General features: G+C 72.6%; 11 protein-coding genes. 6 read left to right on the forward strand and 5 right to left on the reverse strand.

Features of this window, described 5'->3' with window-relative positions; translation table 11 throughout:
• Positions 1-48 precede the first annotated feature (48 nt).
• Entirely contained in the window at positions 49-1,338 is a 1,290-nt protein-coding gene (locus ACTJK8_RS01310) for a D-serine ammonia-lyase (RefSeq protein WP_440761396.1), read from the reverse strand.
• A 108-nt stretch (positions 1,339-1,446) separates the two neighbouring features.
• Here ACTJK8_RS01310 and ACTJK8_RS01315 point away from each other — a divergent pair, with 108 nt between their 5' ends.
• Positions 1,447-2,403, forward strand: coding sequence for a LysR substrate-binding domain-containing protein (locus ACTJK8_RS01315; protein WP_440761397.1), 957 nt, complete (start codon positions 1,447-1,449; stop codon positions 2,401-2,403).
• 59 nt (positions 2,404-2,462) lie between these two features.
• Here ACTJK8_RS01315 and ACTJK8_RS01320 read toward each other — a convergent pair whose 3' ends face one another.
• Positions 2,463-3,353, reverse strand: a complete 891-nt coding sequence (locus tag ACTJK8_RS01320) for a LysR family transcriptional regulator (protein ID WP_440761469.1) — start codon at positions 3,351-3,353, stop codon at positions 2,463-2,465.
• Positions 3,354-3,475: 122 nt separating this feature from the next.
• On the opposite strand from ACTJK8_RS01320, the gene ACTJK8_RS01325 reads away from it, so the two are divergent.
• Entirely contained in the window at positions 3,476-4,354 is an 879-nt protein-coding gene (locus ACTJK8_RS01325) for an NmrA family NAD(P)-binding protein (RefSeq protein ID WP_440761398.1), read from the forward strand.
• Between the two features lie 160 nt (positions 4,355-4,514).
• Here ACTJK8_RS01325 and ACTJK8_RS01330 read toward each other — a convergent pair whose 3' ends face one another.
• Positions 4,515-7,718, reverse strand: a complete 3,204-nt coding sequence (locus ACTJK8_RS01330; protein WP_440761399.1) for a glycosyltransferase family protein — start codon at positions 7,716-7,718, stop codon at positions 4,515-4,517.
• A 31-nt stretch (positions 7,719-7,749) separates the two neighbouring features.
• The gene (locus ACTJK8_RS01335) at positions 7,750-8,745 is read right to left on the reverse strand and encodes a glycosyltransferase family protein (RefSeq protein ID WP_024827784.1); all 996 of its coding nucleotides are present in this window, start codon (positions 8,743-8,745) and stop codon (positions 7,750-7,752) included.
• Between the two features lie 218 nt (positions 8,746-8,963).
• Between ACTJK8_RS01335 and ACTJK8_RS01340 the strand changes: the two genes are divergently transcribed.
• The 4 genes from ACTJK8_RS01340 to ACTJK8_RS01355 all read left to right on the forward strand — a co-directional run bounded on the left by ACTJK8_RS01340 (position 8,964) and on the right by ACTJK8_RS01355 (position 13,884).
• On the forward strand, positions 8,964-10,601 hold the full coding sequence (locus tag ACTJK8_RS01340; protein ID WP_440761400.1) for a hypothetical protein: 1,638 nt from the start codon (positions 8,964-8,966) through the stop codon (positions 10,599-10,601).
• Positions 10,601-12,388: a glycosyltransferase gene (locus ACTJK8_RS01345; protein ID WP_024827782.1), complete on the forward strand. Its 1,788-nt coding sequence runs from the start codon at positions 10,601-10,603 to the stop codon at positions 12,386-12,388. The genes ACTJK8_RS01340 and ACTJK8_RS01345 overlap by 1 nt, the downstream gene beginning before the upstream one ends.
• An 80-nt stretch (positions 12,389-12,468) precedes the next feature.
• Positions 12,469-13,266, forward strand: a complete 798-nt coding sequence (locus tag ACTJK8_RS01350; RefSeq protein WP_244632900.1) for a hypothetical protein — start codon at positions 12,469-12,471, stop codon at positions 13,264-13,266.
• Positions 13,267-13,407: 141 nt separating this feature from the next.
• Positions 13,408-13,884 (forward strand): bleomycin resistance protein, encoded by a 477-nt coding sequence (locus ACTJK8_RS01355; RefSeq protein ID WP_182177354.1) that lies wholly within the window; start codon positions 13,408-13,410, stop codon positions 13,882-13,884.
• A gap of 52 nt (positions 13,885-13,936) precedes the next feature.
• On the opposite strand, the gene ACTJK8_RS01360 is transcribed toward ACTJK8_RS01355, so the two are convergent.
• Entirely contained in the window at positions 13,937-14,755 is an 819-nt protein-coding gene (locus ACTJK8_RS01360; protein ID WP_440761401.1) for a hypothetical protein, read from the reverse strand.
• Positions 14,756-14,906 lie beyond the last annotated feature (151 nt).

Genomic DNA, 14,906 nt, shown 5'->3' on the forward strand with positions numbered 1-14,906 from the left:
CCGCGCGTTCTCCGATCCTCAGCCGGCATCGATGTGCCGGCTCGCGCCTCAGCCGCGGGCGAGGGCCCCCTCGAACTCCTCGGCCGGGAGGTGCGCGCCGCCCGTCGTCCAAATCACGTGGGTGGCGTCGGCGCGCGCCTCCGCGGGCAGTGTGGCGGCGAAGCGCCCGGCAGCCGCGAAGCCGGCCGCCGCCGAAGGCTCCAGGCGAACGGCGGCCTCGGTCCACATCACCTTGAGCCAGTGATAGAGCGCGTCGTCGGGCACCGTGACCACGGCCGCGACGAGCTTCTCCAGCGTCCGGGCGACGAGCATCGACGCGGAGGCGCAGGCCAGCCCGTCCGCCGCGGTGCGATTGTCGAGGCCGACATCGTAGACGCTGACCGAGCGGTCGAGGCCGGCGGCCAGCTGGACCAGCATGCACGGGGACGCGACCGGCTCGACGAAAACCGGGTGCACCACGTCGCCGAACAGCAGCTTCAGCCCGAAGGCGACGCCGCCCGGCGCACCGCCGACGCCGCAGGGCAGGTAGACGAACAGGGGATGCGCCGGCCCCACCGCGATACCGGCCTCCGCGAGCTGCCGCTGCAGGTCGAGGGCCGCGGCCGCGTAGCCGAGGAACAGATCGACCGAATCCTCGTCGTCGACGAAATGGGCGTCGGCCCGGCCGGCAAAGGCGCCGCGCGCCGCCGCGACCGCGGCGCCGTAATCGCCGCGATGCTCGACGACGCGGGCGCCGAGTTCGCGCAGGCGCTGCTTCTTCCACGCCTTGGCGTCGTGGGACATGTGGACCTCGACCGCGAAGCCGAGCGCCCGGCCCATCAGGCCGACGCTGAATCCGAGGTTGCCGGTGCTGCCGACCGCGATGATGTGGCGGGCGAACAGGGCGCGGAAGTCCGGATCGGCGAAGGCCGCGTAGGTTTGCCCCTCGCCGAGCAGGCCGGCCCGTAGGGCCAGTTCCTCGGCGTAGGCCAGGACCTCGTAGACGCCGCCGCGCGCCTTGATGCAGCCGGTTACCGGCAGCGCGTGGTCGGCCTTCACGAGCACGCGCCCGGCGGCCCCGTCCAGGATGTCCCGGGCCAGCGGTCCGTCGAGCGGGACGAGCGGCGAGTCGATCCGGCCGGCACCCTCTTCAGGGAACAGCCGGCCGAGAAGCGGTGCGAACCGGTTCCAGCGCGCCACGGCCCCGTCCACGTCGGCGCGGCCGATCGCCAGATCGGGCAGCACGGAGGCGGTGGCGGTCAGCGACGGGTTCGTCCAGATCGCGGGGCTGGCATGCCTGACGGCCTCCGGGATCCGGTCGCCCCACTGTCGGGACTGCATCTCGACGGCCGCTGCCATGGCGCTTCCGATCCTGCTGGGTTCGTGCGCGCCGAACCTGCGCGAAAGACCAAGGGGCGGCCAATTATATTCTCTGGTGCAGCCTATTAGGCCAGCTTATGATCGCGCATGCCCGTAAGGCTCGACGCGCGCCTGGTCGGCGACCTGTTCTTCTTCCGCGCCCTGGTCGAGGCGGGCGGGTTCGCCAGGGCGGGCGACCGCCTGGCGGTGACGCAGAGCGCGGTCACGCAGCGGATCCAGCGGCTGGAGCAGCGCCTCGGCTACCCGTTGCTGGAGCGGGGCGCCCGCGAGATCCGCCTGACTGCCGAGGGCCACGACCTGTTCGCCGCGGCGCGGAACGGCTTCGACGGGATGGGCGACGCCCTGCTCCGGGCGGAGCGGCGCGAGGGCCGGGAGACGCTCCGGATCAGCTGCATACCCTCCCTGGCTTCGGAGTGGCTCGCGCCCCGATTGAGAGCCTTCAGCGACAGGCATCCCGGCATCGACGTCGCCGTCTTCGGGGAGACCCACGACCTGGACCCGGACCGCATGGCGCAGTCCGGCATCGACGTCGCGATCCGCTACGGCCCGGCGCCGCCCCCCGGTGCGACGGTCGTCTTCGACCATCCCGAGCCCGTCTACCCGGTCTGCGCCCCGGCCTACCGGGATGCGGCCGCGACGCCCGGCGGGGCCGTCGTCCTGCTCCACGACGCGACACCGTGGGAGGCCGCGGCGACCGTCTCGGAGGAGTGGGATCGCTGGTTGCGCGTCCACGGGGCGCCCTGGGACGGCCGGATCCAGAACCTCTACTTCAACCTCGCGCAACTGGCGCTGCGGGCCTCGCTCGGCGGATCGGGCATCGCGCTCGGACGGTCACTGATCGTCGCGCCCTATCGCGCCGACGGGCGCCTGGTGCCCGCCTGCGGCGAGGCCGTCATGAGCGGGCTCCGGTACTTCGTTCTCGTGCGTGCCCTGCCGCCCGCGGGGCCGGCGGCAGCCTTCGTCGACTGGCTCGGCCAGAGCATGGCGGGGCCGCCGGGCTCGCCCGAACCGTTCCGCCCGGACGGCGCGCTGAACCGCGAATAGGGACGCGTCCGGCACGCGCGACGGCCTTGCCCGGCGCTCCCTCATCCCGGACGGAAGCTCTATCGGTTGGCGGACAGATCCGTCGACAGCGCGGTCGCCACGTGGGCCACGAAGGCGGTCACCTTGGGGCTGACCAGACGTCGGGACGTGTGGAGCGCCCACAGCTCCGTCGGCGGCCCCTCGAGCCAGCCCCAACAGGCCAGCCGTCCGGCCGCCACGTCACCCCCGACCAGCGAGCGCGGCAGCAGGGCGGCGCCGGCGCCCGCCACCACCGCGTCGCGCAGCGTCGGCAGCGAGGACAGCCGCAGGACCGGCACGGGCGCGAAGGCGCGGCGTGTCCGGCCATCATGGACCTGCCACGCCTCCTCCGGACGCGGCGTCCAGCGGACCGCCGCCGGCACAGGCGTCACGTCGCTCGCGGCCGACGTATCGGGGCGCGGGAGATCCGGCGGCGCCACCAGCCAGAGCTCGTCCCGCAGGACGCAGCGCCCGACGAGCCGCTCGTCCGGCTTCGGATTGACCCGGATGATCACGTCGAAACCCTCCTCGATCGGATCGACGAACCGGTCCTCGGCGCAGATCTCCAGCTCGACTTCGGGATAGGCGCGGGCGAAGTCGGCGGCGACGCGGCCGAGCTGCGTGTCGGACAGGAGGAGCGGAGCACTCACCCGAAGGCGCCCACGGGGCCGGTCCAGGCCGCCGCCCACCACCGCGCCGGCCTCCGCGATCTCGCTGAGCAGCGGCCCCGTCCGGGCATGGAGGAGCGCGCCCGCCTCGGTCAGGCGCAGGCTGCGCTCGCCCCGCTCGATCAACCGCGCCCCGAGGCTCGCCTCGAGCTCGGACACGCGGCGCGACAGCGTCGCCTTCGCCCGCCCGCTCGCCCGGGCGGCGCGGCCGAAGCCGCCGTGAGCGGCGACGAGGTTGAAGTCGGCGAGCGCCGAGAGGTCCATAAGCTGTTCCATATGCGGGACACCCAGTCCCGATCCTGCCATCTATGGCTCAGAATAGGAACGGCGCATCTTCGGGACATCGGCGGCCCGCCCCGGGCCTCCGCGCTTCAAGGAGATCCGTCATGACCATCCTCGTCACTGGTGCCACGGGCCGCATCGGCTCCGCCGTCGTCGATCACCTCGTGGCGGAGGGCGCCGCCGTGCGCGCCCTGACACGCGCGCCCGAGACGGCGCGTTTCCCGACGGGCGTCGAGGCCGTCCGCGGCGATCCCGCCGACATCGACGCGATGCGCGCGGCGCTGTCGGGTGTCGATACCCTGTTTCTCCTCGTCGCCAACGTGCCGGACGAGCTGACCCAGGCGATCACGACGCTCAGCCTCGCCCGAGACGCGGGCGTGCGCGGCATCGTCTATCTCTCGGTCTTCAAGAGCGAGGCCTACGTCGACGCCCCGCACTTCACCGGCAAGCACGCCGTCGAGCGGATGATCGCGGCCCTCGACCTGCCCGCCACGGTGCTGCGGCCCTCTTACTTCATGCAGAATGACCTCGCCCAGAAGGAGCCGCTCCTCGGGCCGGGAATCTTCGGCGTGCCCGTCGGGCAGGCCGGCGTCTCGATGGTCGACGTGCGCGATATCGCCGAGGCGGCCGCCATCGCGCTGCTGCACCGCGAGCGCGCGCCGGAGAGGTTGCCGGCCGAGACCTACGACGTCGTCGGGCCGGATGCCCTGACGGGCGACGCGCTGGCGGAGATCTGGACTCAGGCCCTCGGGCGCGCGGTGCGCTACGGCGGCGACGATCTCGACGGGCTGGAGCAGCGGCTCCGCGGCTTCGCGCCCGCCTGGCTCGCCTATGACCTGCGGGTGATGATGCGCCGCTACCAGGAGGACGGCGCCGTCGCGACCGAGGTCGAGGTGGAGCGCTTCGCCACCCTGCTCGGCCGCAGGCCCCGCAGCTACCGCGCCTTCGCGGCCGAGGTCGCTCGCGACTGGCGGGGCGCCTGACCGCCGAGCCGCAGGCCCGCCTCGACGAGGCCGCCGGTCCGCCGAAGCTCAGCCCCTGCTTCATCTTCGAGCTCCCGACCGCGCGCATCTTCGGCGGTCAGCGCGTCGAGGCTCGGTCGGCGGGGAACGGGGAGCGACGCCGCGCTCCCCGGTGTTCCCCTCACTCCGAACGCGCGACCTGCGCGCGGAACAGCGTCGCGAGGCTCCGCAACGTCCTGTTGTGCGGCTCGGCGAGCGACACCGTGTAGGCGCCCGGATCGATGTGGGGGACGGCGGCGGTGATGCGCACCGTCCGCTCGTCGATCTGGAGGACGGGCGCCCGCCACGTCTGACCGTTGGCGGCCCGGAACACCGCCAGCGTGTCCTTGCCGAGTTTGGGCGCGGTTCCCGGAAACGCGACTTCCGCGGCCCAGAGCTGCCCCGGCGAGACCTGGGGTGCCTCGTCGGTGTCCGGGAGACTGTGGTGCAGGGTCAGACTGTGCGGCGGCCCGCCGACGAGTTGGCGCGGCTCCGGAACGAAGCGCGCCGGCGGCTCGGTGTCGGGTGCGATGAAGATCGACGCGACGTCGTCCAGGGTTCGGAGGCAGCCGTCGGCGACCTGGACAATGGCGAGCGCGTAGCGGCCGAACGTCATTCCCGCGACGTCGATCTGGCCGGTGAAGCCGGACGTCGCGGCGGTGGGTTCGCCATACCACTTGGCCACGTCCGGACGCAGATCGCTCTGAAGCGCGACCCACGATGTCCCGCTGCGGCCCGTCAGCCGCAGGTAGATCGCCGTCGGCGCCGGTCCCGAGACGTGCAGCCACCCGCGCAGGAACACGGAGGCCCGCGCGACGACCGACGAGAGATCCAGGCTTCGGTTGAGGCGCTCGTCCGTGCGCAGCACGTCGAGGCTCCATCCGCACTCGCTGCGCCGGATCGGCCTCGATGTCAGGCGCCGGACTTCGTCGGGCAGATCCGGCAGCGGGCGCGCCCGTGCGCCCGCCGTCGCGGTGGACGGCGCGGCCGGAGGACGAGCGGCCTCGTCCCACTGGATCGCGGCGCTGGTCCACGAGGCGGCGTTCGTCCGCACCCCCAAGGTCTCGAGCCGGAGGTCGAACCCGTGCCGCAGGTGGCTCGGTACCCGTCCGTGGCGGACGGGCCGGGCCTCGATCAGGCGCTCGTAGAGGGCGCGTACCGATACGAGGTGGCTGCCGACGTCGGGGAAGGATTTGCGGCCGATGAGGGCCTGCATCCGGCCCAGGCGTGCGCGATCGTAGTGTAGCTCGATGAGACGCGCCCTGACGGCGCCGGCATCGTCAGGCGGCACCTTGAATCCGTCGATCCCGTCCTCGACGCGCTCGGCAAGGGCGCCGATATCGGCGACGATCGGGACGAGGCCCGCCTGCCACGCTTCGGTCAGCGCGATGACGAACGTCTCGGGCCAGGTGGAGAGGTGCAGCGAGACATCGCACCCGGCCAGCAGGCCGCCGATCGCGTGCTGCTCGTAGGCGCCGGTGACGCTCACCTGATCCGGTCCGAAGCCCGCGACCGCGTCGCGGTATGGGTCGTCGATCCGGCCGATCACCTTGAAGTGGATGGGATAGGCCTCGCAGCTGCGGATCAGGTTGATCGCCTGCTGCCCGCCCTTGTGGGCCGCGAGGTTGCCGAGGATCGCCACGGTCAGCCGATCGGCGTCGCGCTTGCGCCGGGCGACCGACCGCACCTCGGCGGCCGCGGGGCTCGGCGCCACCATCGGAATCGCGACGATCCGCTCGGCGGGAATGGCGGGATAGTAGCGCCTGAGGTATCGCGCCGTCTCCGGTGTGCTCGTGACGAACGCGTCGATCGCGTCGGTCACCAGGGTCATCATGCCGTCGCGGCGCGCCTTCGAGCCGGGCGGATAGTTGTTGCCCGAGATCAGGCACGCGTCGCACTGGTCCGCGCCGCGATTGACGACGTCGCAGAACCGGCCGGTGTGATCGAGCAGCAGCCAGCGCTCGCAGATGAGGAAGTGATCGTGCAGGTGATAGACGGTGGGTATGCCGCAGGCCCGCGCGATGAGGGGCAGGGACAGCGGGACGTGCATCAGATGATGGATGTGGACGAGATCGACCTGATGTTCGAACAGCAATCGCTGGAAGAGCCCCTCCACGAACGGGTCCGTTGAGAGCGGCGGCGTGACGGCGCCGCAGGCGAAGCTCTCCGCGATCCCCGGACCCTCGAGCCGCAGCGCCCAGCGCCCGTCGCCGAAGACGGGGAACAGGAACAGGATCCGGTACGGCTCGCCGAGTTCGGTCAGCAGTTCCTGATAGACCTCGACCCCGCCCCCGTGCCGATGCCCCAGGCGGTTGTGGGTGAGCATCAGGACCGTGCGGATCGCGGTCGCCGCCCGGTGCGGCCGACGCGTCTGCGTCTGCCGGTGGTCGATGACCGCGTCCAGGATGGTCGCCACGCGGTGGTCGTAGAGGTGCTCGGCGCGGGTCCGGGCCTGCGCGGCGCGGGCGCGCGCGATGCGGGTTTCCGGGTCAGTCAGGGCCGCCAGGATCGCGTCGACCGAGGCGGCCTCGTCGCCGCAGAGGGCGATCTCGGCGCCGGGCGCGTAGTACGCGGCCGTCTCCGGCTCGGGCGAGACGACGACTTGGTAGCCCCCGGCGAGTGCGGTCTCGAACAGCCGCGGTGGCGGCGTCGAGCCGGTCGCCTGATCGGCGCGCGCCGACGAGAAGATCCGGGGCAGGGTCAGCACGACGCGACTGCGGTTCGCCAGAAGGGCGAAGTCCCGGTTGCCGCAGCGCCAGTCCGTGACGAGCGCCTCGTCCTCCAGTTCGGGCGGCCCGATATGCTCGTTCCACGGCAGCGCCAGCTTGAACTTCACGTCCCGCGGCAGCTTCGCCGACAGCGCGTTCAGGGTCGCGACCCGGTTCGGCCACGCCGTTCCGATGAAGAGCAGATCGTAGCGGTAGCGCGCGTCGTCCTCGATCACCGCGAGATCGTGGAAGAGCGACGAGGCGCCCAGCGCGAGGTGGTTGGCCCGACCTCCATAGGCCGCGACCGTGGCCCGGTCGTTCGTGAAGACCAGATCGAAGGCCGCCGACCCGCGCACGTTCGCCTCGCGCTCGTACGGATCCTCCGTGGTCCAGAGCACGCTGGTGCGGGCGAGCCCTGCGAGCCGCCCGACGAGGGGCGCGTGCGCGCGGGCGCCGCCGAACGCGATCAGCGTGTCGAGGCCCTGCTCGACGAAGGTGACCATGGCATCGCCATGCCCGCCGACCTGGACCCGGCCGACCGCCGGATGGCGCCGCAGCGCGTCCGCGATGGCGAGCACGAGGTAGCGGTTGTGCGTCTGCGGCTCGGTGTCCAGCAACAGGATCGACAGGTCGGACATGGTCGGTCGGGTCTGCTCTGTGGCGACGTGTTCAGGCCATGACCGTCAGGTGGCTGAGATCGAGCAGGCGGGCCGCGCGGTGCCGGTAGGTGTGGTCGCGCAGCGCCCGCGCCTGCGCCCGGCGCGCGATCGCCTCGATGCCGGCGGGCTCGTCGAGCGACCGCTCGATGGCGCGCGCGATGTCGGCCGCGCCGTCCACCAGCAGGATTTCCGTATCCGGCTCGAAATGCTCGCAGACTTCCAGGCCCGTGACGAAGAAGGCCTGCGCCGAGCCCGACAGGGCGACCTCGAAGGTCCGCGGGCCCGGCGTCGCCTGCGGGAGCGACAGCCGGCGATTGGCCACGTCGAGGTCGCGACCGATATTGAGCGTCAGCCGGGCCGCCGCGGCGTAGTCGGCCATCTGCGCCGGCGTGAGGCGGCGGTTCACCGCGCACCGGAGCGTGTCCGGCCACCCGGCGCCCAGGATCTCCACGACGTGGCGGCACAGGAGATCGTCGATCCGACGCATCAGGGCGATACGGTTCGGGTAGGCGACGCCGCAGAAGAACAGGACGGTCTCCCGCTCCGCGACCGGGACGATCGGTCGGAAGTGCCGGTTGGGCGCGGCCGCCAGGGGCAGGTGATGGACGTCCGGGTGACGGTAATGCTGCGCCGCCCAGGAATCGTTGCTCACGACGATGTCGGCGTAGAGTTCCGCCTTGAAGGCGTAGTCGAACTCGTACGGGTCATCGGTCAGCCAGAAGATCAGCACGCCACCGACGGCGTCCACCGCCCGGCGAAGCGCGCGCAGATCCGCCAGGTCAGGCACGAGGCTTCCGACCGCGACCACGACATCCGGGCGAGACGCGCGGATTGCCGCGTCCGCGAGTTCCAGAGGCGTCTGCGCGACCCGCTCAGCACCGAGAAGTTCGGCAAAGCCCTCGGCCAGATCGCTCCGGATCCCGGGATTTCGATTGAGCGCATCGGGGAAGGTGCTCGTGACCAGCACGTGCGGCCCGGCCAACGAGATCGCGCTGACGAAATTCATCCCTATTGACCTCGGCGAGACAGGCCAGTTTTGTTTGCAGGTTAACGCCAATTGTAAGTAGACACGCAACTGTCGCGTGTCCATTTCGGACATTAATTTCCCCCACTCTCCTGTCGCGCGGGAAATTCCGGGCAGTCTACTGTTGGCAATTAGGAAGTATGGAACGGGATAAACTGGCAATAGGCGCGCCGACCCCACCGGGTGAGCCGTGCGCGGAGGTGCTGCACCCCTTCCTGCCGTGGTTGACCGGCAGCCTTCTGCTGGTGGGACCGAGGCCCGACGCGGGGAGCAGGGCGCGCTGGGCACCCACCGCCGCGGTGGTCCACACGGCGGATGGCGCCGACCTTCCGGCCTCGACGCGCTTCGATGCCGTCGTTCTGCTGGGTCTCCTGTTCCGACGAGACGACGGGGGCGGGTGCGCGCTCGACGCGACGATCGCCTGGGCTCAGGAGCGGCTGCGACCCGGCGGGCGGCTGATCCTCGTCGTCGACAACGCGCTGTCGCTCCACGGCCTCGCCTCGGGGTCCGAGACGGCGGGGGAACGCGGCTTCCCGAGCCTCGAAGGGCGCCCCCGATCCGACGGCGCCCGGCTGCCGACGCGGGCAGGTCTGAAGCGGTCCCTGGGGGCCCGCGGCCTGGTCCATCAGGACTGGTGGTTCCCGTTTCCGGACCAGGGGCGACCCCTGAGCCTCGTCGCCGAGCGCGGATTGGCGCGGCCGGGTGGGTTCGACCCCGGAATGCTCGCGATCGGCGCAGCCGGCCCGGAACCCGCAGCCTGCGCGGGCGCACTTTTCTCGCCCCGGCGCGCCTGGGGGCCGGTGGCGGATCTGGGGCTCACCGGCGATCTGGCGCCGGCCTTCGCGGTCGCGGCGTCGGAAGCGCCGCTGCCGCCGGATGACCGGCTGGCGATCCACCTCGGACTGCGCCGCCGCCCGGAATTCGAGCGTCTGGTGACCTTCGCGGATGCCGGGTCGCGGATCGCGGTGCGCCGCGCGCGCGTGAACCCTGATCTTCCCGCCGCGGTCGCAGGGGTGACGAACCTGTTGCCATCGGAGACCTACGCGCCCGGTTCCCTCTGGTCGGCGGATCTCGAGGCGCGGCTCGCGCGGGAGGGCTGGTGCCCGGACGCGGTCGCCTCCTGGGCCGGGACGTGGCTGGAGGCCGTCTCCCGCTGCTTCGCGGCCGGGGCGCGGATGGGACCGGACACGTTCCTCCCAGCACGGGCGCTCGACGCGATCCCGAAGAACCTCGTCTCGGGTACAAACCGGACGTTCATAGACCTGGAATGGGACCTCGGCGTCCCTCTGGACGCGGGTCATCTCGCCGTGCGCGGCCTCGTCAACGCGCTGACCGACGCGCCGGACTGGCGGCCCGGCGGAGGGTCCGGCCTGATCCTGCTGGACGCCCTGCGCACCCTGTTGCCGAGGCTCGGATACGCCCTGGACGATGCGCAGCTCGCCGACCGGCTGGCCCGGGAGAGCCGGTTCCAGTCCATCGTCAGCGACCGCGTGATCGAGCGCGGTCTGGGCTGGGCGGCGGCGACGCGCCTGCCGGCCGGCGGTCCGGCCCGCAGCGGCGCGAATCCGCGCGCGGCGCTCGTCGAGGCGTCCGCCGAGATCGCCCGGCTGCGCGAGGAGAATGCGGCCCTGCGCGCCGCGCGCACCGCCGACGCCGCCGCGCATGCGGACACCGAGCGCGAGAGCGCCCGTCGCACCGACCGCGTGATCGCCTACGCGGCCGAACTGCACCGCGCGCGCGACCACCTCCAAAACACGCTCGACGCCCGCCGCGCTTCGTCCGCCTACGGGCGCCGTCTGCCCCTTCGCCTCCTGCGCCTGCTCAGAGGGACCCCGTGATGCGGCTGCTCGTGGCCTGTGACCACCTCGCGCTGACGGGCGGCCTCCTGCGCTTCGAGCGGGTCGGGCGCGTGCTCGCGCGTCGCGGGCACACGTTCTCTTTCCTCACGTTCGGCACGGGCGAGGACGGGTTCGAGACGCGTCACCGCGTCCTGCACCCCGAGGAAGCCGCGCGCGAGAGCTGGGACGCCGTCATGGTGCCGGGCGGCGGTTTCCCGGATGCCACGATCGAGGGTTTCGCGGACCTGCGGGCCCCGAACTTCGGCGCCCGGATTCAGCACTTCCTCAACGCCCCGGCGCGACGGGACGCCTACGCGCGCGTCACGCGGACCTTCGCGCCCGACCTCGTCGTGGCGAACAACGCCCACTGGGACGATGCGGCCCTCGACGCCCTCGGCCTGCCGTGGCGCCGACTCGTCGGTGCAGTCGATGCCGGCCTGTTCGCGCCGCCCGTCTCGAGGCCGGCGCGCGGCGCGCGGCACCGGCTCGGCGGCATCGCCAACAAGCGCCCCGCCGCGCAGCTCGCCGCGCTCGACAGGCTCGGCGACGCGTGGGCGCTGCACTGGTTCGGACGGCCGGATTGGGGGCTCGTGGGCGCGCGCGCCGATCTGGTGGCCTCGGGCCGCCTCGTCGTCCACGGGCCGCTGGTCGAGGCCGACCTGCCCGCGTGGTACCACGGGCTCGACGCGTTCTGCAGCGCGGAGGCGCATGCCGGCTGGTGCAACCCGGCCGCGGAGGCGATGGCCTGCGGCACGCCGCTCGTCACGACCGTGCACGGCACGCTGGCTTTCGCCGAGGACGCCGTGACCGCCCTGGTGGTGCCGGACGGTCCGGACGCGGCGCTCGGTGCCGCCGTCGCGCTGGCCGCGGACCGGATCGTCACCGATCCCGCCGCCGCCGCGTCCCGCGCCGAGGCGGGACGGGCGCGGATCCGGGCGCTCGACTGGGACACCTACGCGGACGGGCTGCTCGCCGCCGTCGCAGAGGCGATCGCGCTGCGGGCCGACCGGGCCACGGCGGCGCGCCCGTCCGGCACGCCGCCCCGCGAGACCGTGCTGCGCCTCGCCGACCTCGCCCGCCGGGACGGGGCGCTGCCGGAGGACTTCGACGCGCTCGGCTATATCCGGCTGCATCCGGACCTCGCGGCGCTGTTCGAGCACGCGTGGCAGGGGCAGTTGCACTACCTCGAGCACGGCCGGCGGGAGGGCCGGATCTACCCCTCGAACCTGACGCGGGCGCAGCAGAAGGCCGCCCAGGCATCGCGGATCGCGCTCGCGGTCGACGGGCTCGACGGCTCCGGCAAGTCGAGCATCGCGCGTCGCGTCGCCGAGGCGCTCGGTGCGACAGTGCTCAATCCCTTCAGCGGTCAGGTCGGCGCGATCCTGGTCCATCTGGCCCGGACGGGGCAGCACGCGCTCGCCGACGACGTAGCGCACGCGGCCGTCGCGGCGGCGATCGCCAACGCGCCGCCGGGACCGGTCGTCTTCGATCGGCACTGGTTCACCGCCTCGCAGCTCCTGTCGCCGGCCTATCGTCCGGGATGGGAGCCGCGCCCGTTCACCGTCATGTGCTGGGCCGACCGTCCCACCACCATCGCCCGCATGGTCGCGCGCGGCGTCCCCAACCCGTCGGAGCACATGACCGAGGACCGGATCGCCGGCTACCGGACGCTCGCGGAGGAGCTGAGGCTGCCGCTCCTCGACACGTCCCGCATCGCCCCGGAGGAGGGGGCCGCGCAGGTGCTGGCGATGTTGGGCGCGAACGGCGACGCGGCACGGCGCGCGTGAGTGCGGCCTCGCGGAGCGGCGTGCGAGATCGGCGCGAAGCGCGAGAGGCTGCGGGGCGACAGCCTCCGCGGGACCGGGAATTGCCGGACCCGCTCCGATATGGTCGCTTTCCGGAATCCGGTGGCGACGGCAGGCCACGGGTTTCGCGGGAGGACATGGCGTTCGTGTTGGAACAAGCGCGCGGCGACCGCGGCCGGAACCTCGTGCTGCTCGGCATCAGCCTCCTCTTCGTCGCCGCCGGTCTCGGGATGATCGTCACCGGCGCGGATGGCGGCGTCGCGACGACGGTGTTCTTCGGCGTCTGCGCGGCCGTCGCCGTCTGGCAGCTGCGGCCGGACCTCCTCGAATCGGAGAGCCGGTCGGCGGGGTCACTGGCGGCCCAGTTTCCTGGCCCAGTGACCTTGCGCGCCTCGTTGCGGAGACTCCTGTTCCTCGCCCTGATGGCCGCCGGCTTCGGCGGGGTGACGCTCTGGATCCTGCTGCACGAGACGCGTTCAACCACGATGCACCTGCTGCTGTGGCCGGGTGTCGTGCTCTTCCTCGGAGGCGTCCCGGTCCTCATCCTCACGGCGATCCGCGGCTCGGCGCTGCACCTCGACGAGACCGGATTCACCGTCGTGCAGTTGGGCCGGTCGCGGCGCGTACGGTGGCATGACGTGAGCGAATTCGCGGCGGTCGCCGCGGCCGGCTCGGGCCAACGTCTCGTCACGTTCGACGACGCGAGCGCGATCACGACCCGCCTCGGGGCAATGAACCGTCGCCTGATCGGGCGCAACGCGGTGCTGCCGGAGAACTATGGACTGGATCCCGACACGCTCGCTACGCTCCTCACGGCCTGGCGCAAGCGGGCCCTGCAGACGGAGGCCGGTCGGCTCTGAGGCGATCCGGCCAACGCGGCGGCGGTGCCGGCGCACCGTCGACGGCGCCCGGTCGACGGGCGGGGCGCGCGCGCCGGCGGCGGACGACACCGCCTGCCCGCGCCTTGACCATCGTCTCTCCAGCGTGGCCTGATCGGCGCGATGGAACCGCTGACCGACCCGATCGCGCGCGCTCGCTCTCCCGGTACGGGTCAGCCCCCGGAGGGCGGATTCGCCGCCCTGACCCCCGAGCTGAGCGTCCGGGACCTCGATGTGAGCCTGCGTTTCTGGTGCGATCTGCTCGGCTTCACGGTCGCCTACGATCGACCGGCCGCGCGCTTCGCTTATCTGACGCGAGGCGGCGCGCAGATCATGCTGTGCCAGCACAACGGCCGCTGGAGCACGGGCCCGCTGGATCCGCCCTGCGGCCGCGGGGTCAACTTCCAGATCATGGTCGATCGGCTGGATCCGATCCTCTCGGCGCTCGCCGGCGCGCGATGGCCGCTGTTCGAGGCGCCGCGGGAGGCCTGGTACCGGACGGGTGCGGTCGAGGGCGGCCAGCGGGAATTCCTCGTCCAGGATCCCGACGGGTACCTCGTGCGCCTCGCCGAGGATCTCGGTCACCGACAACCCGCGTAGCCCCCGCCCGTCCGGACCGGGAGACGGCACCGTCGCGGCCGCAGGGGCCGCGTCAGCGCGTGACGATGCTCGGCTCCTGTCGGCCAGGACGGGGTTGAACCACGAGGAGGCCGGCCGAGTAGACCAGCGAGACGAGGAGCGCGACCGTCAGCGCGAGCGCGGCACCGAACGGTTCGATCATCACGTGGAGCGTCAGCAGGGTCAGGCCGAAGCCGAACACCCCGCGGATCGCGACGCTCGCCAAGCGCGCCATCGCCGCGCCTCCGATTCGGCGATGAAGGATGACGAAGGCGCTCGTCATCGTAACCGGGAAGGCGGCGATCACCCCGGTCCGGGCAGGGCCGAGGGCGGTGCTGAGCGCCAGCAGGGCCGCGACGAACAGCGCGACGGCACTCGCGCGGATGAGCAGATCCAGCGGGCGCGGCCTCGCCACGACGGCGCTCCGCACAAGGGTCGCGCGCACCACGTACCGGGTCGAGACGGCGCCGGCCCCGTAGACGAGGGCATTGAGCAGGAACGCCGTCGTCGGCGTCCACGCGAGCGCCGAGACCGGCAGGGCCGCCGCGAGCCACGCCAGGATCGCCGGCCCGAGGGTGGCGATCATGTCGCGACCGGCCGCCCGGTGGGCGTAGACGATCAGGAACAGGCCCGTCGCGGCGTTCGCCGCGAAGCCGTTGAGGGCCGCCCCGGCGACGAACGCGGCGTCATGCTCCATCGCCATGAACACGTAGGCCGGCCCGGCCGACACCGGCAGGCTGACGACGAGCGCGCCCCAGACCGGCCCCAGCCATTCGGCCAGGACGGAGGCGAGCACCACCACGGTCCCGGAGGTCAGCGCCCGGATCAGGGCCGTCAGCCAAATCGCCGCCAAGGTCGTTTCCCGCGCGTCGCGTCGCCGACCCGGGTCGGCATCGGAGCCGCGCCCTCGCTATCACGGGCGACCGGTCCCGGCCAAAGCGGCCGGCTCGCGAATCCGCGCTTACGAAACCGGCCGGGGCGACCTGCTCGTCGGCCCGCGCGAC

It is taken from the genome of Methylobacterium sp. 22177 (genome assembly GCF_052045615.1).
GTDB lineage: Bacteria > Pseudomonadota > Alphaproteobacteria > Rhizobiales > Beijerinckiaceae > Methylobacterium > Methylobacterium radiotolerans.

Coding starts and splice junctions, on each gene's coding strand:
- ACTJK8_RS01310 (WP_440761396.1), bottom strand. CDS start 1,338: ATGGCAGCGGCCGTCGAGATGCAGTCCCGACAGTGGGGCGACCGGATC.
- ACTJK8_RS01315 (WP_440761397.1), top strand. CDS start 1,447: ATGCCCGTAAGGCTCGACGCGCGCCTGGTCGGCGACCTGTTCTTCTTC.
- ACTJK8_RS01320 (WP_440761469.1), bottom strand. CDS start 3,353: ATGGACCTCTCGGCGCTCGCCGACTTCAACCTCGTCGCCGCTCACGGC.
- ACTJK8_RS01325 (WP_440761398.1), top strand. CDS start 3,476: ATGACCATCCTCGTCACTGGTGCCACGGGCCGCATCGGCTCCGCCGTC.
- ACTJK8_RS01330 (WP_440761399.1), bottom strand. CDS start 7,718: ATGTCCGACCTGTCGATCCTGTTGCTGGACACCGAGCCGCAGACGCAC.
- ACTJK8_RS01335 (WP_024827784.1), bottom strand. CDS start 8,745: ATGAATTTCGTCAGCGCGATCTCGTTGGCCGGGCCGCACGTGCTGGTC.
- ACTJK8_RS01345 (WP_024827782.1), top strand. CDS start 10,601: ATGCGGCTGCTCGTGGCCTGTGACCACCTCGCGCTGACGGGCGGCCTC.
- ACTJK8_RS01355 (WP_182177354.1), top strand. CDS start 13,408: ATGGAACCGCTGACCGACCCGATCGCGCGCGCTCGCTCTCCCGGTACG.